This is a genomic window from Campylobacter novaezeelandiae (genome assembly GCF_004323845.1).
Classification (GTDB): Bacteria; Campylobacterota; Campylobacteria; order Campylobacterales; family Campylobacteraceae; genus Campylobacter_D; species Campylobacter_D novaezeelandiae.
In genome coordinates, this window is the sequence record NZ_QPGR01000011.1 from 15977 (window position 1) to 40550 (window position 24574).

Below are 24574 nucleotides of genomic sequence, written 5' to 3' on the forward strand. Positions count from 1 at the left end.
AGAAATTTATCATCGCCATAAAACTTAACTTATTTTTACTCACGCTAGCAATAAAACCTTATATTAATTTTTAAAATTATGTATTTTTTTAGATATAATTAAACAAAAAATATAATGTTAAAAAGGAGAAAATTTGAAAGCTTTTTTACATATAGGAACAACTAATACAGGAAATCAAGAAAAGCAAGGTTTTTTAGCAAAAAATTTTAACAAACTTTTAAACCAAGGATTTTTGTATCCAAAAAGTCTAAGAGTGGCCAATAGACATTGGGCTTTAGTAGATATGGTTTTAGAATTAATTGAAGATAAAAATTTAAGCCTTACCTCCCCCCAGCAAGTATTAAAAGCTTTAAAAAATCCTCGTCTTTTACAAACTATAGAAGATTTTAAAAAAGAAAAAGAACTTCACAAAGATAAAACTTTTATTTTTTCTGTTGAAGGGTGTGTTTGGGAATTTTCTTCAAAAAGACATATAGAAATTTTACATGCGATTTTAAAGGCTTTAGGATTTAGTGAAATCAAACTTATGGTTTATTTTAGAGATACTTTAGATTATTTAAATTCTCATTGCTCTCAAGATTTGAAAAACAATTTGGGCTATTATTCAGGTGATTTTAAGCCACAAGATCATCCTAGAAAATATATTTTTGATTATAAATGGATTTGTGAAAATTATACTGAAGTTTTTGGAGAAAATAGTTTAATTGTAAGATTATTAAGAGAAGATTACGTTGGAGGAACTTTGCTTAAGGATTTTACTTATCATTTAGGCATTAAATGGGACGAAACTTTTGATTTAGAACAAAAAAGAAACGAAAGTTTTAATCTTTTGGGTATGGAAATTCAAAAAAGATTAAATGAAAAAGACTTAAATGGACAAAATTTTAATTCTCTTTTAAGCATTTCTAGAAAACACTTTGAAGGTACAAAAGAGCCAAGACTTAAATTTAAAGTTCAAAAAGAACTTGCCAAAGCTTATGTTGATTATTTTGCTAGCTCCAATGAATGGGTAAGAGCTAAATATTTTCCTCATAAAAAAAGTTTATTTACCCCTATAAATTGGGATGATTATAAAGAAAATGCCACTTTAAAAGACACTAAAGAAGAAGATTGGGATAAAATTGTAGACTTTTTTGCAGAAGTAATTGTCTCAAAAAATATTATTATTCAGAACTTGAAAAATTGCAATAAAAATTAATTTTTCATTGCAATTTCAAGCATATTTTTGATTGTTTGAAAATTTTCAAAATTTTCAGGCTTAATAAAACTTGCATCAAGTGGTTTTCCATAGTATTTTTCAATTTCTGCTACTAAAGCCATAATATCTATGCTATCTATAAGATCATCACTAATTAAATTCTCTGTATTTTCATCAATGTCTGTTCTTTCTATATTAAGAAAAAATTGCTTAATTGTTTGCATTTTTACTCCTTAAAATTAATTTTGTATTATACTGAATTTATATAAATATTAGGTCTATCTTGATCACTATCTCCTTTAAAAATAGTATAGTTTTTATACTCGCTTTTAAAAGCAAAATAAATATCAATATTTTCTTTCAAAAAAGGTTCAAAATATACAGGTATAATACTTTCTTCATTTTTCAATGAAAAACCCATTTGTATAATTTTATTTGTATCCCAAACATAACAAAGAAAACTTACAAATTCGAGATTTTGCTTTTGTAAAAGCTTCTGAAATTCATCATATAAATTCTTTTGAAATTTCCCTAAAAAATCAACAATAAGCATACATTTTGATTTATTTTGTTTGATAATTCTTGTAAAAAAAATACTTAAAATTTTATCATCTTTAAAAACTCCATAAGCTTTATACTTATAAATTGGATGTTTAAAATATCTATAAATAAAATAATCTTTACTTTTTTTAGGATAGAAATTAGATTTTAACTCATAATTTTTAAATTCATTACAACTTAATAATTTTAATTTTAAAGAACTTTTTCGATGAGATATTGTTTTAATATCTTTAAAATAAGCAATTTTAAAATATTTTCTCTTATCATTTTTTATATAAAAATGATAGAGTTTTCCTATTTTATGATAATTAAATAAGCGAACAAATTTAAGAGAAAATTCACTCATACCCGATGAAGCTGTATTTTTTAAACTAAAAAATTCTTGTAAGCTTTTATATAATCTTAAACCAAGAGAAGGAAATTCTTTTTTAGCTGACCATAAAGAAGTCCAAATATTAATATCTTTAGCATTTATATCATATTGACTTTGAAGTATAAAACCTAATACGGCATCGAATTCTTTATTTTGTTTATTGAAAGCAACCAAAAAATTATATCTTTGATTTTTCTTATCAAAATGTTGAAAATCAAGCACTTCTTTTGACTTAACAAAAACATGATCTTCTTTTCAATATTTTTTTATAAATTCTTGTAAAAGTTTATATTCATCTTTTTTACAAAATCTTATTTCGTGCATTTTTACCCCTAATTAGCTTGTCCAAATTGAAATTCATTACAATCATATCTTGATAAAGTATAGGGATTATTCTTTAAATCTTCTAAAGTTATATCTTTTTTATAATAATCAAGACTAACAAAAGCAAAATTACAACTTAATTTTTCTAAAATTTCTTTAGAATCAATATTAAATTCTCCATAAGGATAGCAAAAGGTTTTTAAAGGATTTAAAAACCTATCAAGAGTTTTAAAAGACTTATTTACTTCTTCAAATTGCTCTTCTTTGTTTAATTTTAAAAAATTTAAATGATTGAAGCTATGTGCACCAATGATCATTTTATTTGCTTGCATTTTTTCTAAATGTTTTTCATTTAAATATAAGGCATAAAAATTTCATCATCAGAGCAAAAATGTTTTACTACTTCATCTAGAATTTGCTCTCTGAATTCATATTTAATATATAAGTTAAATAAAGCCTTAAATTTTTTAACTTCTAAATCATCATTGTGTTCTTTATAATAAGTATCAAATATATTATTGAAAGAATTATCTAAAAGAGTATTATCGATAAGATCTAAAACAAATTGATTTAATGCCCCCCCCGTATCGTCCTAAAAGATAATGAATTCTATGAACATCTAAAGCTTTTTTCTGATGCAAAATTCTTGTTGGAATAAAAAATAAACCAAATAAATTTCTTTTTAAAAGTTCAAAAAAGACAAAATTATAATGATCTATAAGCCCATCATCAAAAGTCAATAAAATTTTATCCTTAAGTTCTTTGAAATAATTCATATCCTTTTTTAAATTGATAAAATCTTCATATTTAACAAAACCAAAATTTTTTTCAAAAAAATCAAGTTGTTTACAAAAATTTTTAAAAGATAAATATCTTAAAAAAGGTAAATCTTTAGTTTTTTCTCTTACATAATGATACATTATAATTTTCATTTACTATCCTCAACTTTATTTGAAAAAATAATATTATAAATTCTTATTAATTTTTAAAATTATATCATTCTCTAAATGAAGCTTTAAACTATTTTTATTATATTCATAAAATAAAATATTTAAATTTTGATTAAAAAGTTTGATTTTTGCTTTAGGAATATTACTTAATATACCACAATCCATAGCTCTTAAAAAACAATCGATTTTTGATTTTTCCCAAGAAAGCTCCAAAAAACCTCCATTGGGCAAATCTTTCTTTAAGTAAATCCCCCCCCCCGTTAAACATTCATCTTGTTTTTTATAATTTTTATTTTTTAAATTTTCTAAGGCCTTTTTAAAAACATTAATAGCAAGATTGTGCTGAACTCTTAATAAATTAAGAGCTGTGATTTTTTTATCAAGTTTAATTTCTTCTTGTATTAAAATATCTCCTGTATCTATATTTTTATCTACTTTATGCCAAGTAATACCTGTTTTTAACTCTTCTTTATAAATCGCCCAAACATGAGCATTAACTCCTCTATAATAAGGAAGTAAAGAATTGTGATAATTAATAATAGTATTATTTTCTACACACAATGGCTTAAAAATATAAAAATTATTCGCACTAATAATTAAAGATTTTTTTAAAGAATTAAAAAAACTATCTAAAAAACTCGTTTCTTTAAAAATTACCAATCTAACCTCTTGATTAAAGAAAAGCTCAGCTATTTTTTGGCATTCTTTTGCTACTTTTCCCTCACCTATAATAAAAATATTTTCATATTTCATTAAAAATTCCTATAATACATAAGCTTAATATCATTAAATTAAAATCCAACTCTTTGATAAAATTTAATCATTATTGCAATCTACAAAAAGTCTAAAAATATTAGAGTTTAAATTATTTAAAAAATAATGATTAAGTAGAGCAAAAGAAACATTTTTGTGGACTAAATTTGATTTTATAGCAATAAATTCTAAAAAAGCTGATTTAAAAAATGCGTATATAATAAAGCATCTTTAATCTTATGATTTTCTTTATAAACTAAGATATTATCAATGTATTTATTTAATTCTTTATTATAGATAAAAAGATAATTAGCATCAAAAAATTCACTAAAAAATTTAAAAAGTTCTTCTTCATCACCCAATTAGGGAGGGGTTAAGTTTTTTGCCTTTAAACTCATTTGGGAAAAATTTTGATGAATTTTAAATGATTTGCTCTAAAAAGTATTGGTATTTTGAAAAAGAAAACTCATTTTTTCTTAAAATTCCAATAAAACTTAGTTTTAAAGAAAAATCTTTAATCTCATTGACAAAAAATAAAGCCTAGAGTTTTCATAGAAAAAATAATTATCTCTTTCTTATATAAATGTTAAATTTTTTGTATTTTTCTTGTAATTTATCTAGACTCTCATAATAATTACTCAGTAAAAAACCTTTATATAAGCCTTTTTAAATTCTTTAAATAAACTCATTTAAAACTATTCTATCAATCTTGCCATTTTGATTGAGTTTAAAACTATCTAATCTTATAAAACGTTTAGGTATCATATAAGCATTTAATTTATCTTTTAAAAAAGTTTTTAAATCAAGTTCTTTTTTACTTTCATAAAAACAAATAATCTCATCTTTAAAAATACAAGCAGTATTTTTAATCTCTAAATGAGAATTAATTACACTTTCTATCTCTCCTAATTCTATTCTATGTCCCATATATTTTATTTGATTATCTTTTCTTCCAAAACACAAAAGTTCGCCAAACTCATTATAAGCTACAATATCCCCTGTTTTATAAAGTAAATCTAAATAATTATTATGCAAAGGATTTTGTATAAAAGCCTTTTTTGTTTTTTCGCTATCATTATAATAACCTAATGATAAACAAGTTCCTCTTATATAGAGTTCTCCTTTGATACCTACTTCTTTGGGACTAATAAAATTCATATTTTCATCAAAGACTAAAAGCTCGGTATTTTTACAAGCTTTACCAATGGGTAAAATATCTTCGTCTTTAAATTCTCTCTCAACCTTATGAAAAGAACAAACATCAGTAATTTCAGTAGGCCCATAAAGATTAAAAAATTCTGTATTTGGTAAAGTTTTTCTCCAAAAATTAAGTTGTTTATTTGGCATAATTTCACCACAAAAAAGAACTTTTTTAAGATCAAGATTAAAATCTTTTAAAGCATTGGTATTGGCAAAATAAATAAGCACCGAAGGTACCCAAAAAATCATATTTATTTTTTTCTCTTCTAAATAAGATAAAATTTTATTTGGAAAAGCAAAAAGATGATTAGGCAATAAATGAAGTGTTGCCCCTACTTTAACGCTTGAAAATATATCTAAAATACTATTATCAAAATAAAACGGAGCCTGATTAGCCAGAATCTCATGTTCGCTTAAGTTAAAAGTTTCACACACCCAAAAAGTATAATCAATCACACTTTTATGAGAAATACAAACACCTTTTGGCACTCCTGTACTCCCACTTGTAAAAAAAACATACAATAAATTTGTATCTATATGCCTTTCCTTAACTTCTTCTAATAAAGCTTCATCTATATCAAAATTTACAAAATCTTCTGTATAAAGTGTTGGTAAATTAAAATCAAATTTTAAATTTTTTGAAGTGATTAATAATTTTGGTTTTAAAATATTTATTACTTTTTCTATGCGTTCTTTTGGAGTTTTTTCATCTAAAAGAGTATAAAAATTCCCACTTAAACTCACACCAAAAAAACTTATAAGACAATCAATACTTTTAGGCAAAAGAATTAAAATAGAATTTTGTGTATAAGAATCATTTAAATCTTTAGCAATTTTACTTGCAAGTTTTTTGCTTAAAATGTTGAATTCTTTATAATTTATACTTTTAAAATTTGAACCAAAAGCATCTACAAAAGCTAATTTTTCAGGAAATTTTAAAACACTTTTTTCTAAAAAATCATAAATACTTCTAACCATATAAACACCTTTAAAAAATTTTTATTATAATACTAAAAAAACTAAAAAGATTTACCATGCTAATAAATAAATTTTATGAAATAAATTCTTGTGATGATGTTGAACTTAATATAAAAAGAGAAAGTAAGCTTGAGTATAGAATTACTTTTGATGATAGTAAAGATTTAAAAGCTATAGTTTTTATTATAGGTGGCTTAGGCTCTAATACCAACATTTCTTTTTTAGATTTTGATAGAGAATATTTAGCTAAAAATTTTGATGTAGTAGTAGTTAATGTTTTTTATCATTGTTTTTGTATGAGAAAAAGTTTAGATGAAAAATATAGTGCGATTAAAGTTTTTTTGCCTCAAGATATTCAAAGATTAAAACAGAATTTGGAGAATTTTGGTTTAAATATTAAAAATATTGATGCACAAAATGCTCCTTTATACGCTAATGCTTTAGTAGAACATATACAAGAACTAAAAAATCAAAACAAACTTGATAAAAACTATAAAGCCATTTTTACTTCAACCTTTATCCCACCAAATAATGAATATCAAAACTATGGTATTATGGCAGCAATTGATCATATCAATGCTTTAAAAGATATAGTTAAAAACTATCCTGAATTTAAAAATTTGCCTAAAATTTATGGGGGGGGGTCTTATGGTGGATACTTATCCTTGCTTATAGCTAAGATTGCTCCTTGGTATGTTGATGGGGTGATTGATAATTCAGGTTCAGCTTTGCCGCCTTTAAAGCGTATTCTCGCAAGGGAGATGAATTTATGTGAATATTATGAAGAATTTCCCCATAATATCATAGAATTTTTTCTTAAAAATCATTGGAATAGAGATATTAACTCACCTTTTTATTTTGATGATGAAAACTATATGATTCGTTCAATTTTAAATTCAAATCATCTTTTAATCCAGCAAAAATCAAATCCTAATATCATTTATATTTCTTATCATAGTAGTAAAGATAGCGATCCAGCAAGTTATAAAATAGAACTTCATAAAATCTATAAAAACCTAGGCTTTGATTCTACTTTACATTTAATAGAAAGTGAAGATCAAATTGATGGAAAATTAGTTAAAAGTTTAGAACATGGTTTAAGAATGACTGATAAGGCTTTATTTAGACAAGAATTACCTATAGTATTAGAAAAATTAAAAAATAGAAATTCTTTTATGAAAGAAAATTCTATTTCTTATCCTTGTAAAAATAAAGTTTTTACTTTTAAGGATAAAGAGGATAAATTTGTTTTGGAGATTAAATAAGTGGGTTTGGTTAGATTTTTAGTTTTATTTAAATAAAAAACTTACTCTAAAATCTTTATAAAGCTTTTTAATTCATTAAAATCAAGTTTTAATTTTAAAATATTAAAAACAATTCCTGTTCCAAAAGAACCTAAGCACAAATCCTTAATCCCCCCCCCCGCTGATTGTTTTTGTAAACAAATAAGATCTAAAACAAGTTTATTGATCAGAGTATCTCCATATTCTCTTAGACTATCATTAAAATTATTTTTAAGTTTTAAGGTATGTAAAAGTTTTTCACGAAAAAAGGCATTTGAGCTTTGAAATAAAAAATAATCTATTTCTTGTTTTTCTTGTTTAAAATAGTTAAAAAATTCTTCAAAAAATAATGGAAATTTTTCCATAACAAATGAAAAAAATAAATTCCCATCTGTTTTGCCAAACTCATTAGCATTTTCATTAAATGCCTTTAATGGAGAAGTTTCTTCTAGGACAAATTCTGAAAAAATATTTTGAGAATAAAATGCTTTTTGCTGATCATTTGTTTTTTCTATCAAAATAGCACTAGCACTATCAGAAGTATTTAAAAAAGTGATTTTATCTTTAGGATTAATTTTTTTGCTTTTTACGCTTGCACAAAGTAAAATAACTTTTTTAATATTTGGATAATCAAGCAATGAAAAGGCCTGTAAGATCCCTTGTAAAAATCCCCAACAAAATGCATTCATATCAAAACATAAAGTGCGATTATCTAATTTTAAATTTTTATGAATCAAACTAGAACAAGACGGAGCTAGAAAGTCAGGAGTAAAACTTGCAAAAATTAGTGCATCAATTTCATCTTTTTTAATCAAATTTTGATTTAGTAATTCTTCTAAAGCCTTGCTTGCTAAATCACTTGCATAGGTATTTTCATCGCTTATAAAGTGATTTAATATACCACTGTTTTGTTGTAAAATTTTAAATTTATTTTCACTTAAACCAATATAGCTAAGTTCTTCTTGCTGGGTGCGAAAATTTTTAGGTAAAACTACGCTTATGGCTTTGATAGAGTGATTGTTAATTGTTAATTTCATTTATAACCTTTAATTTTATTATTACAAAAATATCATTTAATCTAAAAATCTAATTTTTAATCTCCAAAACAAATTTATCCTCTTTATCCTTAAAAGTAAATACTTTATTTTTACAAGGATAAGAAATAGAATTTTCTTTCATAAAAGAATTTCTATTTTTTAATTTTTCTAATACTATAGGTAATTCTTGTCTAAATAAAGCCTTATCAGTCATTCTTAAACCATGTTCTAAACTTTTAACTAATTTTCCATCAATTTGATCTTCACTTTCTATTAAATGTAAAGTAGAATCAAAGCCTAGGTTTTTATAGATTTTATGAAGTTCTATTTTATCTTTAGCAGGAGCACCAAAATCTTTTGCGCTATGGTAGTGAATATAGATTATATTAGAATTTAATTCTTTTTGAATTTGAATGTGTCTTTGATTTAAAATAGATCTAATTATATAATTATCATCATCTAGATAAAAAGGAGAATTTATATTACGTGTCCAATATTTTTTTACATAACAATTTAAATTTACATTTTCTCCACTAAATACAAATTCTGCAATTTCAGTCTCTCTTCCTAAAATATGTGGAATAAAAGGCATAGTGATCGCAGAATTATCAACCACCCCATCAACATACCAAGGAGCAATCTTAGCTATAAGCAAAGATAAGTATCCACCATAAGACCCCCCCCATAAATTTTAGGCAAATTTTTAAATTCAGGATAGTTTTTAACTATATCTTTTAAAGCATTGATATGATCAATTGCTGCCATAATACCATAGTTTTGATAGTCATTATTTGGTGGGATAAAATCACAATTAAAATAAGCTTTAATATCTTTTTCAATGATTTTTTCTTCTTTTAATTTTTTAATATGTTCTTCTATAGTAGGATAAAGAAGATTATAATAATTTTTCTCATCTGCTATAATATGTGATAAACCTATATTAGATAAAAGTTTTTGTATTTGATGTAAATCTTGTTCATTAGGCACAATTTTTGGATTGTATTTTTCATTTATACTTTTTCTTGCACAAAAACAATGATAAAAAACATTAACCACTACTACATCAAAATTTTTAGCTAAATATTCTCTATCAAAATCTAAAAAAGATATATTAGCATTAGCTCCAAAACCACCTATAATAAAAACTATAGCTTTTAAATCTTTACTATCATCAAAAGTAATTCTATACTCAAGCTTACTTTCTCTTTTTATATTAAGTTCAACATCATCACAAGAATTTATTTCATAAAATTTATTTATTAGCACTCATTTCTCCTAATAAAACATAAACCTTACTAGCAATATTTTTGAAATTTTCATTTTTACTTAAACTAACACAAGCTTTATCCTTAGAATTAGAAGTAAAATCTGCATTTTCTAAAGCCTCTAAAGAAGAAGTATTGGCTACATTTTCTATGAGATTTTTTATAGTATCATTGCTTGCAATTCCCATTAAAGTAAAATTTGGCTTATCAATAAAAATGAGTTTGATACATTTATCATCATTACCAACTTTAAAAAAAGCTTCTTTAGTACCGCTAATCTGACTTAAATCTACATTTTGAATTTCTTTTACATTGCTCATTGCTCTAAGGGTAGAAAGTTTATCATTTTTTAAAGCATAAATACTCAAATCATTAATTAAAATTTTAAGATTATTTAAAGATTTACTGAGCTCTGCTTCATCTTTACTGATGTTTAATTTTGGCAAAGCAATAGCTGCTAAAATTCCTAAAATAATAATTACAAAAATAAGCTCTAAAATAGTAAAAGCTTTTTTCATTTTATTTCCTTAAATTTTTGAAAAATTAAGTGACTTTGGACTTAAAATTTCTTGTTCAATATTTACAAAATCTTTATTTTTATAAGCATCTATAGCTGCTCTTGCTATCATTAAAGCATTATCAGAGCAATAAGCAAGAGGAGCTAGATACAACTTAGTATTATATTTTTCGCATAATTTTTCTACTTGAGAGCGTAAATTCAAATTTGCACTAGCACCCCCAACAATACCAAAAAATTTAAAAGAATATTTTTTAAAAATCTTTTCTAATTTATCTAATATATGCAAACAAGCGGCATTTTCAAAGGCATAAGCAATCTCAGCTTTTATACCCTCATCTAAATTTTTATATTTTAATATCTCAAGTCTTACTTGATTTTTAAGCCCTGAAAAACTATAGTTCAAATCCTTTGAATGCAACATAGGCACAGAAAAATTTAAATTTTTATGAACTGCTTTTTTAGCCAGATTTTCAATCTCAACTCCACCAGGATAAGATAAATTCATCATTTTTGCTACTTTATCAAAACTTTCCCCAAAACTATCATCACAAGTTCTTGCTATGATATTTAAATTTTTATTTTTATCAAGATTTATTACCATAGTATGACCACCACTTACAAGCAAAATACCCATATCAAGCAAAAGTTCTTGTTCTAAAAATAAAGAATAAATATGCCCTTTTAAATGGTTGATTGCAATCAAAGGAATATTAAGACTTAAAGATAAAATTTTTGCCATAGTAATACCATTTATCAAACTTACACTAAGCCCAGGTTCATTAGTTACAGCTATAGCACAAAGCCTATCAAAATAAATTTTACATTGTTCTAAGATATTTGGCAAAGCTGCATTGTGAAGTCTTGCAGCAAGCTCTGGTACTACTCCACCATATTTGCAATGTTCTTTTTCTTGAGAAATTTTTTTATAAAAAATACATTTAAAATTATCTTTATTTATAATTGCTATAGAGCTATCATCACAAGAACTTTCTATAGCTAAAATAAGATTTTTCATTCAAACTCCACTAAAATAGAACCTAAAAATTTATCTTTTTTACTTGCTGATTTTAAAATTTGCATATTTGGAATTTTAACATTTTTAATAAGCTTATCTTTTTCATTTTGTTTTAAAAATTGTTCTTGTAAATTAGCTCCTCTTAGCTCGTAAAATTCAACACGATAAATTTTTCCATTCCTATCTAAAGAATATTCTTTTTGCATATTTTTTTTATAAATTACTATATTACTCTCATCTTTTGAATGATCAAAACCTATCACATTTGCACGAACATTTTGCATCTTTGGTATTAAAAAATTATCTTTTATTTTTATTTTTTCACCAAAAGAATATGTTTGAGTTTTATTTTGATCAACAATAATTTCTACCTTATTAAAGGCATCGCTAAATTCAAAATATTCTGGATAAATTCTCGTTTGAAATCTATTCCCGTATTGGATAAAAAATGAATTATTTTCAGCAATAACTGCTGTGAGTTCATTACTAGCATTATATGTTAAATCCTTATTAACCGGAAAGGGCAAAAATTTAATCACTTTTCTAGGATTTTCAAGCCATAGTAAAATTTTATCATTGAAAAGTTTTACTTCAATTTCTTTATTAATTGCCTTATAAACACCTTCTGGGGTTAATTCAAAATTTCTACTAAATTCAATCCCTGCTGTTTTTAAATAATTTTCTACAGCCAAAAGATGGTAATACGCCCTTAAATGAACTGCTAAATTTTTACTTGCTTCATTGGCAAATGCGGCCTTATGATGTGATATAACAAAATACGTTAAAGCTTTTAGCATTTGAGTATCACCAGATTCTCTTGTTTTAGTATTTTTTAAAAAATATTCATGTTTTGGATCAACCAAATAAGAATTTACTTGATTAATGGTTTGAGTGGCTATATTCTCAAGATCATTGTATTTACTTGCATTAATTTCACTTGTATCTATAACGCTTGAATTACCCCAACGATTAGGATTTTTTAACGAATTTATATAAGTTGGATGATAAAAACCCCAGCCATCATGTAAATTGATAACCATACCTACTTCAGGTCTTAAAATCAATTCTTTAATACGTTTAATGGTATTAAAATCAGGATCTTTTGGACTAATATTTGCAAATTTTCTATTTAAATCTCCGTTGGTTCCTCTGCTTCTTTTAATAATACTATCAAAAGCAAGATTTGGAGCAACTATAATCTTACCTTTGGTAATATTGTAATCACTTAACAATAAACTTGCTGCATGAAATCCTCCTGGCTCATCTCCTTGGATTCCTCCAAAAATCAAAACCGTATTATTATCATCTAAACTTCTACCATTTTCTCCTACGCTAAATTCAAGATTGTAAGCAAAAATTTGTGTTAAAAAAATAAAAAAAACCAATAAATATTTCATTTTACCCCGTTATTTTAAATAATATCTCACTCTTTTATCGTATTCAAAAATATCCTCAATGCTTGAAATTTTTGGATATCCAAAATGATTTAGAACTTTAAAAATATTTTTTGAAATATCCAAGAAACTGCATTCTTGATTTAAAAATTTTTTTACCATAATCTCATTTGCCCTATTAATTAAAACTCCAATTTGAGGATGGCTTAAAAATTCATCTTTTAATGCAAAAATAGGATATTTTTTAATGCTTATTTTATAAAATCTCAAACTTGGTAATTTAGTAAAATCTATAGCTTTTAAAATTTTATATTGGTTATTTTTAAAAAGAGCTTGAGAAATGGCTAATTTCATATCAGCATAAGAAAAATACGCTGTACTAGTACCATCTTTAAATTCACACATAGCGTGGATTAAAGATTTTGGCTCAATGAGTGCATCAATATTTTTAGTATTAAATAAATAATAAGCCTCTATAATTTCAAAAAGTTTATTGACCATGGTGGCACTATCAATGGTAATTTTTGCTCCCATATTCCAATTTGGATGTTTTAGCGCATCTTGAGCTTTCATTTTGGATAAATCTTTAATTTTATTCTTCCAAAACGCTCCCCCGCTAGCTGTAATAAAAAGTTTATTAATATTTTTTTGATTTTTTATTAAAAAATTTAAAGCACAATGTTCACTATCAATAGGTCTAATCTTAGCTCCCTTTAAAAACTCTCCAGCTATAACTAAACTTTCTTTATTGGCTAAAGCGATTTCTTTTCCAAGTTCTTTTGCCTTTAAAGAACTTCTTAAGCCATCAAAACCTACAATAGCATTAACAAACAATTTATCTTCACATTCTTCAAGAATTTTTTCCAACCCTTCTTGAGAGCTAAAAACATTTTTATGATTGACATAAGATTTATTTTTTGGATTTTTAATACAAACAAATTTAGGTTTAAATTCAGCAATTTGTTCATTTAATAATTTAATATTATCCCCACAAGCTAAAGCTGAAACAGGAATTTTATAGCGTTTAGCTAATCTTAAAGTATTAACCCCTATACTTCCTGTGCTACCATAAAGAATCATAAAAGAACAACCATTACAAAAGAAGCAATTATTATAGCATCAATTCTATCTAAAATTCCCCCATGGCCTGGAATTAAATCTCCACTATCTTTTATCCCTGCATCTCTTTTAAAATAACTTTCAATCAAATCTCCAATTACAGCAAAAATCGAAGCAAAAAAAGAACAAATTAAACTTAACCAAAAATCATAAACGAAGATTCCCATTAAAGTTCCTATCAAAGTACCAAAAATAATTCCTCCTATAACACCTTCTAAAGTTTTTTTTGGACTTGTTGCCGAAAAAGGTGTTTTTCCTATAAGTTTTCCAATAAAATATGCCATACTATCACAACTTGCAACAATTAAGATAAGCCAACACAAAGCAAACATTCCAAAACTTAAATACACCTGCCAGAGTGCTAAAATAGGTAAAGTAGGATAAAGATAAATAAAAGATAATTTTAAATTTTCAGCTTTTTTATATACTAAATATCCAACAATCAATAAAAAAGCCAAAATTCCAAACAATAAAGCTTCTTTTGTTAAACTTCCCACAATAAAAGTAATAAAAACTGGAATGATTGAAGCATTTTCTAATTTAAAAAGATTTTTTGCTTCATAAAATGCAAAATATAATAAAGCTGCAAAAACAATAAAATTTATAACAAATTGGTTGATTAAAGCAACAATTGCTATTGCTATAATCATTATAAAAGCTGAAATTATTCTCGTTTTATCAAACATTTTTTTTCCTAAATACTCATATCTAAATGATGAATATTTTTTTGTTGTTCTTCACTTTGTTCTTCTTCATCATTTTCCTTATCTTTTTGATTATTTTTAAACTTTTTTTTCTTTTTTTCTTTTTCATCTTGAGAACGTTCTTTAACTTCTTGACTAATCTCTTTTGTTTCGTTTACCTTTTCAAGTTTATCAATTGTTTTTTCTTTATCTTTAAACTCATTCATATTTGCAATAGACGCAAAACCTTCTTTAGCTAATTCATTGCTTGTTTGAGTTGCTGGATAAGTCATATTTTGATTGATAAAATTCATATTACCTATAGGAGAGACTGGCATTTTACTCCTTTATTATTTTAATACTCTTAAAATTTATATAATTTACAAAAGCTTTTTCTTTAACTTTAACAAAATTTCTCTTTGTATAATCGACTATATAAGCACCTGACTTTAAATTTGAAAAATTTACACAAAGTTTTGCCGCAAATTCTACCACTTCTTCATTTATTTTTTGTTTATTTGAAGTAATAAAAACATGTGCACTAGAAAAATCTTTAACATGAAACCATAAATCTTCTTTTTTTGCATTTTTAAGTAAATATTCATTACCTCTTTCATTTTTTCCAACACTAATCTTAAATTCATTAAAATAAAAATCTATAATATTAGAATCTTTTTGTATTTTCTTATTTTCATTTAATTTTTTCTTTGGAAGTAAAAGTTCTAATTCAAAAAGATCTTTAGCCTTTTCTAAAAGTTTATAAAGTTTTTCATAAAAATAAAGTTTTTCTAAAAGATTACTTCTTTCAATGCTTATATTTTTAGCCCTTTGTTTGAGCTTTTTTGATTTTTTATAAAAAATATTTGCACTTTGTTTTGGATTACAATCTAGATCGAAAAATATAGTCTTGCCATAAAAATCTTTAAGTTTAAATTTTCTTTCATATTCTTTTAAATTATTTAAATTTGCAAATAAAACATCTGCTCTAAAACTATAATCTTCAGCTTCTTTTAATAAATCATCTTCCTTTTCTAAAGAGGATAAATATTTTTTTATCGTTTGCATTTTTTTATTAAGAGTATTTAATTTTATATTTTTACATTCTTCTAATCTTTTTTGATATAAATTGTCAAATTGTTCTTGAAAATACTTTTTAAAATCTTTAATTTCTTTGTATTCTTCTTTAATTTCATAAGGTTTTAAATTTTCTAATTTTAAATTAGGTTTTATAGGACGAAAACTTTTATCAATGTGTCTTAAAGCTTCTATAATTATATTGTTATAATCTGTAATAATAGCATTCGTATTTCTACCTGTAAATTCAAAATAAATTTTATTTTGATAATTTTTATAAGCCTTTTGATTTTCTGTATAAAAGCACAAAATACGATTATTTTCTAAAACCTCGATATCTTTAATATAAGCATTATTAAAATATTTTTTAAGCATAAAATCAAAAGGAGCATTATAAGTTTTTACAGTAATTTTAGCTTGATAAATAGCGCTTAAAGATCTATTTAGATCTATAATAAATTTTTGTCTATCTAAGCTTAATTCTAAGATATTATCATCAATGCGTCTTATAAAATCAATTTTCTTAAAGTCAATAAAAAAATTTTTAATTTGCAAAAGCTCGTTATATTTCATATCTAATTATAAAATACTTTTGCAAATTTATGATAAAATCTTGTATTAAATTTAAAGGTATCGATGAAAAAATTAAACTTTGATTGTGTTATTTTATGCGGAGGAAAGTCAAGTCGTATGGGACAAGATAAAAGTCTTTTAATGTTAGACTCTAAGACCCTTACGCAATTTCAATTTGAAAAATTTTCTATCATTTTTAAAAAAGTTTTTATTAGCGCTAAAAATGATAAATTTCAAGGTGCTTTTAAATTAATATTAGATGATGCCAATTTTAACGGATATTCCCCAATGTTAGCTCTTTACTCTATATTAAAAAGCTATAAAAATAATTTTGTTTTTATTATTAGTGTTGATACTCCTAATATTGGTTTTAAAGAAATTGATCATCTAGCTCGATTTACAAAACAAGATTATAAAGTCATTATTGCTAAAACTAAAAAATATAATCATCCATTATGTGGTTTTTATCATAGTTCTTTAGCTCCACTTTGCAAAGAATTATTAGAAAAAAATGAACATAAAATTGGGATCTTACTTGATAAGGTTAAGATTAAAAAAGTATATTTTGATAACGAAGATACCTTTATTAATCTAAATTTTTATCAAGAATATGAAATTTTTAAAAGAAGATTAAATGAATAAATTTTTGTTATTTATACTATTGAGTGCAATTTTATATGCTAATGATTTTCAAAAAGCTTTAGAATATGAACAAAAAGGTGAATTTAAAAAGGCTATGCAAATTTATAAAAAACTAGCCTTAAGAGAACAGCATTTAAATATAGACTCAAACACAACATTAAAAAATAAAGATGCTATTTCAGTCAAACAAGAATCCAAAACTAACTTGACAGATTATATAGAAAAAGGGAAATTAAACGCCTTTGGAATAAAAACTTACAAAATGAATTATTTTCTACCCTTAGCATATAATTTTGCGTCCACTAATCAAGACTATAACAAAATGGAAGCAAAATTTCAAATCAGTATAAAAAAACATTTATTTGAAAATTTGTTTGGTTTAAACGAGAAATATTATATAGCTTATACTCAAACTTCATGGTGGCAAATTTATAATCACTCTTCTCCTTTTAGAGAAACAAACTACCAACCAGAGTTTTTTGTTGATTTTCCACAAAATAATGAAATATTTAAAAATTTACGCTTAGGATTACTACACGAATCCAATGGACAAGGAGATGAAAATTTAAGATCAAGATCATGGAATAGAATTTATCTTAGTAGCTCTTTTTTATACGGGAATTTTTTATTTACTCCTCGTATTTGGTATAGAATTCCAGAAAGCAAAAACACTGATGATAATCCAGCAATTATTCATTATATGGGGAATTTCGATATTAATTTAACCTATTTTAATAAAAAATTCTTTGTAAATACACTTATTAGAAATAATCTTAAATTTTCAAATAACAAAGGGGCTTTACAAATTGATTTAGGTTATGATTTATTTGATAATGGTATATATTGGTATTTGCAATATTTTAATGGATACGGGGAAAGTTTAATCGACTTTAATAAAAAAGTTCAAAGGTTATCAAGCGGATTCTTGATTTCTTATTAAAGAAATCAAGAATGAATTAAAAGCTCTTGTAAAAAAGCTGAATTTAATTCTTCATTAATATTTAAAGCTAATCTTTTATCCTTAAAATTTTCATTGATTTTAATAATACTTTTTCCAAAAGCTTTTAAACAGCTAAAAGCAATACCTTCAAAATCAAGTCCACCACAAAGATAAATTAAAGGCATTCTTAAAGACTTACTTACATCGAGTTTTGCCTCCATTTCATTAATAGAAAGTTTAAAATCATAAGGACTTGGATGTTTAAAATGGTAATTTAAAGCATAATCTATAAATTCTTTTTTATCTTCTAAAAATTTTCCCTTTGCTAAAATAAAATTAAGTTCAAAAAATTTCCATATATCTTTTGAAGGCATAGATTCTTCATTGAAATTTTCTTGTATAAAATTGTATTGTGATGGAAATTGCTTTGAGTAATTTTCTACAAGTTTAGCTCCAAGTTTATTTTTAGATATATTGTTTAAAACTATCTTAAGATTACTTTCAAATTCAAAATTCAAAAAATTACAAATATTTTGCTTTTCGTCTTTATATAAAATTTCACTATTTTCTTTTAACGAAAGCACAATTTCATCTTCTTTGATTGTGTTTTTTAAATCTTCATATGTAAGATTATAATTTTTAAGAATTTTATTTTCATTTTTTTGTGAAAACTTTGCATAAGCAAAAGCATTTGCCATAGGTTTTTCAAGAAAACCAAAATCATCCCAAAAATCCTTTTCGCTACAAGCTATACAACCATGCCCAGAAGCAACTGGCCACGAAGTTTTAGCATTAAATTTAACTTTTGGACAATTATTATAAGTATAAGGACCTTTGCAACCTACTTTAAATAAGCAAGCACCATTTTTAGCTGCTTCATCATCAAAATGTTCAGCAAATTCTCCACTTTCAAATTTAGCTTTTCTCTCACACAAATCATGCAAACATTTTCCATATGCCCATAAAGGACGGTTTTGACTATCAAGTTCTGGTAAAATTTTAAAAAGTGAGAAAAATATTAAATTTGCTACTATATTAATATCACTTGGAGGACAACCTGGAATATTAACAACTTTTTGTGTTAAAACTTCAGAAATTCCACAAGTTTTTGATGGATTAGGATAAGCAGCTTGAATTCCTCCAAAAGAAGAGCAAGTACCTATAGCAAAAATTGCGTTAGCTTTTCTAGCAACCTTTTCTAAAATCTCATAACCACTTTCTGCGTGTGCACCTATAGTTAAGAAAAAAGTATCAATAGCTGCTACTGCACCTTCTACGGCCAAAATAAATTCTTCTTCTAAAAGATTTTCTAATAATTCCTCAGCTTTACTTCCATTAGCAGCCATTAAAGTTTCATGATAATCTAGAGAAATAAAATCAAAAATTAATTCATCAAAACTAGGGCTTGCACTTCTTAATAAGCTTTCAGAACAACCCGTACATTCACAAAGATGGAGCCAAAGAACCTTAGTTTTTGGAGCTAATTCAAAAACTTTTTTAGCCAAAGGGATTAAATCGTTACTTAAACCTAAATGTTTCATAACGCTTTTAAGGCTTTCTTCATTAATACTTTTTTCTTCTTTATTATTAGAACTTAATAATTTTTCAATTTGATTTTCAAGTATAATTTTTAATTCATCATTGTTTGCCATATTAATTTCCCTAATATTAATTACTTCCACATATTTTTGTGCAACCATTTTCATCAATTTCAATATCACTCATACCCATGATATTAAAACCTGCATCCACATAATGAATTTCACCTGTAACTCCACTTGCTAAATCACTAAGTAAATAAAGTGCAGAGTTTCCAACCTCATCTATGGTAATATTTCGTTTAAGTGGTGCATTGGTTTCATTATATTTTAATATCATTCTAAAATCACCTATGCCACTTGCCGCCAAAGTTTTAATAGGACCGGCTGAAATAGCATTAATACGTATTTTTCTTTGTCCTAAATCTCTTGCTAAATACCTTACAGAACTTTCAAGAGCAGCCTTTGCAACACCCATAACATTATAATGAGGCACATATCTTACCCCGCCTAAATAACTCAAGGTTAAAATCGAACCATTTTCATTTAAAAGAGGTAATAAAATCTTAGTTAAAGAAAGCAAAGAATAAACAGAAGTCTGCATAGCAATATCAAAAGCTTCTTTTGAAGTTTCTAAAAAAGAATTTTCCAATGCTTCTTTTGGAGCAAAGGCTACAGCATGAACAATAAAATCTATATTTTGCAAATCTTTTTTAAGATTAAACGCCAAATTAGCTAAATGCTCTTCTTTATTAATATCTAGTTCATATATAAAATTAGAATTAAATTCTTGTGCTATAGGTTCAACCCTTTTTTTAAGAGCATCATTTAAAAAAGTAAAGGCTAACGTAGCTCCTTCTCTTGCACAAGCCTTTGCAATGCCATAAGCAATAGATTTATTATTAGCAATACCTACTATTAATCCTTTTTTACCTTTCATTAACATGAATTATCCTTTATTAATTTAATAAAATTTTCTATCTTTAAGGCAGCCGTTCCAATTAAAACCCCATCGCAATGATTAATATTTAAAATTTGGGCAATATTATTTTCATTCACACTGCCACCATATAATAACTTAGCTTTACTCAAAGAGTTTAAAAAATTTAATACATTTTCTATATCTTTTAAATCAGCACTAATGCCGCTTCCAATAGAATAAATAGGCTCATAAGCTATAATTAATTTATCGTATTTTAAATCAATATTTTCTAATTGTTTTCTTAAAAATTCATTTGTTTTATTTTCTTTTTTAGTTTTAATATCTTCACCAATGCAAAAAATAACTTTAAAACCATATTTTTTTGCAAAATCAAATTTTTCTTTAATAAAATCATTATTTTCAAATTTTCTTCTTTCAGAATGCCCAATTAAAACACATTTTATACCAAACTCATCTAAATGCTCTTTTCCTATCTCACCTGTATAAGCTCCATTAATACAAGGATAAAAATTTTGTGCTCCTTGAGTAAAATTTAAATCCTGCTCTAAAAAAGCTATGCTGGGAGGAAAAACAATAATTTCGTTGTTTTTATCCCAAGATAAACGATTTAATTGATCAGCATAAAGTTTAAAAGTGGATCTTGTATGATTACATTTTAAATTTGCAGCAAAAATCATTCATAAACCTTTATTCTTAAAGGTTTAATTCCTGGCAGTTCTTTTCCCTCTATAAGCTCTAAAGAAGCACCTCCACCAGTTGATATAAAAGTAACCTCATCAGCATCACCAGCACGCGCCACAACATCCGCAGTATCGCCACCACCTATAACAGTAGTTGCGTGACTCTCGCTAATATAATGGCTCATTTTTATACTACCTTTACTGAATTTATCAATTTCAAATACACCCATAGGACCGTTCCACCAAATTGTTTGAGCATCTGCTATAACTTCCTTAAAAAGACGGACACTTGCAGGACCAATATCAAGCCCCATCCAATTAGATGGAATTTCTTGTGCTGGAGTAAATTTCATTACTGCATCAGCACTACAAGAAGGAGCTGCAACTACATCTACTGGTAAATAAATTTTAACTCCTAATTCTTTTCCTCTTTGAAGAATTTTTTGTGCTTCTTCTATAAGCTCCTCTTCTAAAAGAGAATTCCCTATATTAAAGCCTTGAGCCTTAAGAAAAGTAAAGGCCATACCTCCACCTATAATAAGCTTATCAACTTTTGGTAAAAGATTGGTTAAAGCTTGAAGTTTCCCGCTAACTTTTGAACCACCCACAACAGCTACAAAAGGTCTAGTTGGATGTTTTATAAGATTACTTGCAAAATTAATTTCTTTTTGGAGCAAAAAACCAGCACATTTGGTTTTATCATCAAAAAATCTTGTAATTGCTTCAACGCTTGCATGAGATCTATGACAGACCCCAAAAGCATCATTAATATAAATTTGTGCCATAGATGCAAGTTCTTTAGCTAAATTTTCATCATTTTTAGTTTCGCCTTTTTCAAAACGCAAATTCTCAAGCATTAAAATTTCACCAGATTTTAATTCACTAGCCTTTTTTTTCGCATCTTCTCCAATAACGTCTTTAGCAAGTAAAACCTCTTTGTTTATAAGATTTGACAATCTCTTAGCAATAGGTTCTAAAGAGTATTTTGAACTAATCTCTTTAGGGCGCCCCAAATGAGAAGCTAAAATAATGCTACATTTATTATCTAAACAATACCTTATAGTTGGAATAGCCGATCGAATACGTCTATCATCTGTAATGTTTAAAAAATCATCTTGCGGGACATTAAAATCACATCTTATAAAAACTTTTTTTTGATTTAGATCAATGTCTTTTATAGAAATAATATTATCCATTTTAAGCCTTCATTATAAAAACAGCCATATCAACTAAACGTGAAGAATATCCCCACTCATTATCATACCAAGCTATAATCTTTGCCAAATCATCATCAATAACCTGCGTTAAATCACTCGCAATAATAGCACCATAAGAAGAGGTGATAAAATCACTTGAAACTCTTTGTTCATCATCTACACATAAAATGCCTTTTAAAGTTGTTTTTTCAGCTTCTCTAAAAGCATTATTTATTTCATCTTTACTAACTTTTCTTGCGAGCAATACTGTTAAATCCACACTTGATACATCAGCCACTGGGACTCTCATGCTTTGACCGTGCAATTTCCCATCAAGCTCTGGCATTACAAGCTTCATAGCTTTAGCAGCTCCTGTAGAGGTTGGTATAATATTTTGCGCTGCTGCTCTGCTACGTCTTTTATCATTTGCTTTAGCATCAATAAGACTTTGTCCGTTTGTATAAGCATGGATTGTGCTCATCAATCCTTTTTTTATACCAAAACTATCTTCTAAAACGCGACAAATAGGACCTAAACAATTTGTAGTACAACTTGCATTAGAAATGATTTTTTCATTTTTATAAGAATTAGAATTTACCCCCAAAACATAAGTTGGAGTATTATCTTTTGCCGGAGCACTCATAATCACTTTTTTAATGCCTTGATTTAAAAACTCTTCACATTTTTCTTTATGCAAATGAACCCCTGTGCACTCTAACACAACTTCTGCTCCATATTTTGCAAAATCAAGTTCCTTAATATTGCGACTTTTAAATACTTTAATTTTTTTATCATTAATAATTAAATGTTCATCATCACTACTTACTTCACCTTTAAATAAACCATGAACAGTATCATATTTAAAAAGATATTTTATAAGCTCAATATCTGTTGTATCATTAATTGCCACAAGTTCAACATCTTCTCTTTCGCAAATAATTCTTGCTACGCATCTTCCAATACGTCCAAAACCATTTATAGCAACTTTTATAGCCATTTAATTTCCTTTTGCAAAATAAAATGCTAATATTCTACAAAAAAAAGGTTAAAATTTTAATGAAAATTGCAGTTTTTGGTGGAAGTTTTGATCCTCCTCATAAAGGGCATAACGCTGTTGTAATGCACTCTTTAAAAAATTTGGATATTGATAAACTTATTATTATGCCAACCTTTATTAGCCCATTTAAGGATAAGTTTTTAGCAGATGAGAAACAAAGACTTTCTTGGATAAAAAAAATTTGGGGTTCAATGAAAAAAATTGAAATTTCTAGTTTTGAAATTGATCAAAAAAAACCTGTTCCTAGTATCATCAGCGTAAATCATATTTTAAAACTTTATACACCAGAAAAACTTTATTTTATCATAGGGGCTGATCACTTATCAACACTTCATCTATGGCATAATTACCAAGAACTTTGCAAAAAAGTAGAATTTGTTATTGCACAAAGAGATAATATAGAAATTCCAAAAAAATTTAAAAACCTAAACACACAAATAAATATCTCTTCAACACTTATAAGAACAACTTTAGAAGTAGAAGAAGTTTGTGATGAAATCAAAGAAGAAGTAAAAGAGTATTACTTAAAATTACAAAAAATTGATACAATAAAAATAAACTAAGGATTAAAATGCAAAAAAGAATTGAACAAATTGTTAAAATTTTAGATGATAAAAAAGCAGAAGAAATCAAAAGTTTTGATATGCAAGAAGAAGATTATTTTGTCAAATATGTAATTATTGCTTCAACTTTAGGAGAAAAGCATTCTTTATCTTTAATCGACGAACTAAAGATAAAACTTAAGGAACAAAACGAAACATTTTTACATATAGAAAGTTCAGAAGATTGGTCAGTGATTGATTTGGGAGATATTTTAATTCACTTATTAACCCCTCAATATCGCGCAATCTATAATATTGAGGAGCTTTTGGAAAATCTTAAGAGATTAAAATCGAATTAAAGATTATCTATATACTCTTCAATCTCTTTTTTAATTTTATCTTTTTGATCTTTTAAAGCTCTTTTTTTAGCTTTATATTCAGCTTTACTCATATAATCTTTTTGATTATTTAATTCTTTTAGCTGTTGTTCTATTTTTTCTACTTCTTGTTCTTTTAATTTCTTAGCTTCTAATTTTTTGTCATAAAATAAAGGATCTTTTGCACAATCATTTTGCACTTGTTTTAAAGCAAGTTCAAGACTTAATGTTCTTGCAGTATTTCCATTGGCTTTTGAAAAAGAAATCTCTTTATTAATGCGTTCTATTTTTTTATCACACTCATTTGCAAAAAGCAACCCAGAAAAAACAAATAAAAATACTATAACTTTTTTCATTAA

The 24574-nt window shown here is 25.8% G+C and carries 26 protein-coding genes and 2 pseudogenes; 6 read left to right on the forward strand and 22 right to left on the reverse strand.

The window, feature by feature from the left end; genetic code table 11:
- Positions 1-133: 133 nt before the first annotated feature.
- Positions 134-1198: an acyl carrier protein gene (locus DU473_RS06010; protein ID WP_131186715.1), complete on the forward strand. Its 1065-nt coding sequence runs from the start codon at positions 134-136 to the stop codon at positions 1196-1198.
- On the opposite strand, the gene DU473_RS06015 is transcribed toward DU473_RS06010, so the two are convergent.
- The 7 genes and pseudogenes from DU473_RS06015 to DU473_RS06035 all read right to left on the reverse strand — a co-directional run bounded on the left by DU473_RS06015 (position 1195) and on the right by DU473_RS06035 (position 6337).
- Entirely contained in the window at positions 1195-1422 is a 228-nt protein-coding gene (locus DU473_RS06015) for a phosphopantetheine-binding protein (protein WP_131186716.1), read from the reverse strand. The genes DU473_RS06010 and DU473_RS06015 overlap by 4 nt on opposite strands.
- A 26-nt stretch (positions 1423-1448) precedes the next feature.
- Positions 1449-2354, reverse strand: a complete 906-nt coding sequence (locus DU473_RS06020; protein ID WP_187347525.1) for a hypothetical protein — start codon at positions 2352-2354, stop codon at positions 1449-1451.
- A 110-nt stretch (positions 2355-2464) separates the two neighbouring features.
- Positions 2465-2794 (reverse strand): annotated as a pseudogene (locus tag DU473_RS08460) (polysaccharide deacetylase family protein); the annotation flags it as partial.
- A 204-nt stretch (positions 2795-2998) separates the two neighbouring features.
- A complete protein-coding gene (locus DU473_RS08465; protein ID WP_262868086.1) occupies positions 2999-3388 on the reverse strand; it encodes a polysaccharide deacetylase family protein in 390 nt (129 codons plus the stop codon).
- A 33-nt stretch (positions 3389-3421) separates the two neighbouring features.
- Positions 3422-4159 carry a formyltransferase family protein gene (locus tag DU473_RS06030; protein ID WP_131186717.1) on the reverse strand — a complete coding sequence of 246 codons (738 nt, stop codon included), beginning with the start codon at positions 4157-4159 and terminating at the stop codon, positions 3422-3424.
- Between the two features lie 188 nt (positions 4160-4347).
- Entirely contained in the window at positions 4348-4521 is a 174-nt protein-coding gene (locus tag DU473_RS08255; RefSeq protein WP_166683081.1) for a hypothetical protein, read from the reverse strand.
- A 313-nt stretch (positions 4522-4834) separates the two neighbouring features.
- Positions 4835-6337 (reverse strand): amino acid adenylation domain-containing protein, encoded by a 1503-nt coding sequence (locus DU473_RS06035; RefSeq protein ID WP_131186718.1) that lies wholly within the window; start codon positions 6335-6337, stop codon positions 4835-4837.
- A gap of 56 nt (positions 6338-6393) precedes the next feature.
- On the opposite strand from DU473_RS06035, the gene DU473_RS06040 reads away from it, so the two are divergent.
- Positions 6394-7602, forward strand: coding sequence for a DUF2920 family protein (locus DU473_RS06040; RefSeq protein WP_131186719.1), 1209 nt, complete (start codon positions 6394-6396; stop codon positions 7600-7602).
- A gap of 41 nt (positions 7603-7643) precedes the next feature.
- On the opposite strand, the gene DU473_RS06045 is transcribed toward DU473_RS06040, so the two are convergent.
- From DU473_RS06045 to DU473_RS06085, 9 genes and pseudogenes are all read right to left on the reverse strand, one after another.
- The gene (locus DU473_RS06045) at positions 7644-8657 is read right to left on the reverse strand and encodes a 3-oxoacyl-ACP synthase (RefSeq protein WP_131186720.1); all 1014 of its coding nucleotides are present in this window, start codon (positions 8655-8657) and stop codon (positions 7644-7646) included.
- A 49-nt stretch (positions 8658-8706) separates the two neighbouring features.
- Positions 8707-9923 (reverse strand): annotated as a pseudogene (locus DU473_RS06050) (DUF2920 family protein).
- Positions 9910-10440 (reverse strand): prepilin-type N-terminal cleavage/methylation domain-containing protein, encoded by a 531-nt coding sequence (locus tag DU473_RS06055; RefSeq protein ID WP_131186721.1) that lies wholly within the window; start codon positions 10438-10440, stop codon positions 9910-9912. The pseudogene DU473_RS06050 and the gene DU473_RS06055 overlap by 14 nt, the downstream one beginning before the upstream one ends.
- Positions 10441-10449: 9 nt before the next feature.
- Positions 10450-11457, reverse strand: coding sequence for a tRNA (adenosine(37)-N6)-threonylcarbamoyltransferase complex transferase subunit TsaD (gene tsaD / locus DU473_RS06060; RefSeq protein ID WP_131186722.1), 1008 nt, complete (start codon positions 11455-11457; stop codon positions 10450-10452).
- Positions 11454-12854: a peptidoglycan D,L-carboxypeptidase Pgp1 gene (gene pgp1 / locus DU473_RS06065; protein ID WP_131186723.1), complete on the reverse strand. Its 1401-nt coding sequence runs from the start codon at positions 12852-12854 to the stop codon at positions 11454-11456. The genes tsaD and pgp1 overlap by 4 nt, the downstream gene beginning before the upstream one ends.
- 9 nt (positions 12855-12863) lie before the next feature.
- Positions 12864-13931: a 1-deoxy-D-xylulose-5-phosphate reductoisomerase gene (gene dxr, locus DU473_RS06070; protein ID WP_131186724.1), complete on the reverse strand. Its 1068-nt coding sequence runs from the start codon at positions 13929-13931 to the stop codon at positions 12864-12866.
- Positions 13928-14656 (reverse strand): phosphatidate cytidylyltransferase, encoded by a 729-nt coding sequence (locus DU473_RS06075; RefSeq protein ID WP_131186725.1) that lies wholly within the window; start codon positions 14654-14656, stop codon positions 13928-13930. Before DU473_RS06075 ends, dxr begins: the two co-directional genes overlap by 4 nt.
- An 8-nt stretch (positions 14657-14664) precedes the next feature.
- Positions 14665-14991, reverse strand: a complete 327-nt coding sequence (locus DU473_RS06080; RefSeq protein ID WP_131186726.1) for a hypothetical protein — start codon at positions 14989-14991, stop codon at positions 14665-14667.
- A gap of 1 nt (position 14992) precedes the next feature.
- Positions 14993-16300 (reverse strand): NFACT RNA binding domain-containing protein, encoded by a 1308-nt coding sequence (locus DU473_RS06085; protein ID WP_131186727.1) that lies wholly within the window; start codon positions 16298-16300, stop codon positions 14993-14995.
- Positions 16301-16363: 63 nt separating this feature from the next.
- Here DU473_RS06085 and DU473_RS06090 point away from each other — a divergent pair, with 63 nt between their 5' ends.
- Both DU473_RS06090 and DU473_RS06095 read left to right on the forward strand, forming a co-directional pair.
- Positions 16364-16942 (forward strand): molybdenum cofactor guanylyltransferase, encoded by a 579-nt coding sequence (locus DU473_RS06090; RefSeq protein ID WP_131186728.1) that lies wholly within the window; start codon positions 16364-16366, stop codon positions 16940-16942.
- Entirely contained in the window at positions 16935-17882 is a 948-nt protein-coding gene (locus DU473_RS06095; RefSeq protein WP_131186729.1) for a phospholipase A, read from the forward strand. The genes DU473_RS06090 and DU473_RS06095 overlap by 8 nt, the downstream gene beginning before the upstream one ends.
- 5 nt (positions 17883-17887) lie before the next feature.
- Here DU473_RS06095 and DU473_RS06100 read toward each other — a convergent pair whose 3' ends face one another.
- Genes DU473_RS06100 through gap form a run of 5 tightly spaced genes read right to left on the reverse strand, consistent with a single transcriptional unit; the run spans position 17888 to position 23236 of the window.
- Positions 17888-19540, reverse strand: coding sequence for a hydrogenase small subunit (locus DU473_RS06100; protein WP_131186748.1), 1653 nt, complete (start codon positions 19538-19540; stop codon positions 17888-17890).
- Positions 19541-19550: 10 nt separating this feature from the next.
- Positions 19551-20366, reverse strand: coding sequence for an enoyl-ACP reductase FabI (gene fabI / locus DU473_RS06105; protein WP_131186730.1), 816 nt, complete (start codon positions 20364-20366; stop codon positions 19551-19553).
- Positions 20360-21040, reverse strand: a complete 681-nt coding sequence (locus DU473_RS06110) for a triose-phosphate isomerase (RefSeq protein WP_131186731.1) — start codon at positions 21038-21040, stop codon at positions 20360-20362. The genes fabI and DU473_RS06110 overlap by 7 nt, the downstream gene beginning before the upstream one ends.
- Entirely contained in the window at positions 21037-22239 is a 1203-nt protein-coding gene (locus tag DU473_RS06115; RefSeq protein WP_131186732.1) for a phosphoglycerate kinase, read from the reverse strand. The genes DU473_RS06110 and DU473_RS06115 overlap by 4 nt, the downstream gene beginning before the upstream one ends.
- Before the next feature lies 1 nt (position 22240).
- Positions 22241-23236, reverse strand: coding sequence for a type I glyceraldehyde-3-phosphate dehydrogenase (gene gap / locus DU473_RS06120; protein WP_131186733.1), 996 nt, complete (start codon positions 23234-23236; stop codon positions 22241-22243).
- Positions 23237-23295: 59 nt separating this feature from the next.
- Between gap and nadD the strand changes: the two genes are divergently transcribed.
- Positions 23296-23859, forward strand: a complete 564-nt coding sequence (gene nadD / locus DU473_RS06125; protein ID WP_131186734.1) for a nicotinate (nicotinamide) nucleotide adenylyltransferase — start codon at positions 23296-23298, stop codon at positions 23857-23859.
- Positions 23860-23867: 8 nt separating this feature from the next.
- Positions 23868-24197, forward strand: a complete 330-nt coding sequence (gene rsfS / locus DU473_RS06130; protein ID WP_131186735.1) for a ribosome silencing factor — start codon at positions 23868-23870, stop codon at positions 24195-24197.
- Here rsfS and DU473_RS06135 read toward each other — a convergent pair.
- Positions 24194-24571 (reverse strand): DUF1090 family protein, encoded by a 378-nt coding sequence (locus DU473_RS06135; RefSeq protein WP_131186736.1) that lies wholly within the window; start codon positions 24569-24571, stop codon positions 24194-24196. The genes rsfS and DU473_RS06135 overlap by 4 nt on opposite strands.
- Between the last annotated feature and the right edge of the window lie 3 nt (positions 24572-24574).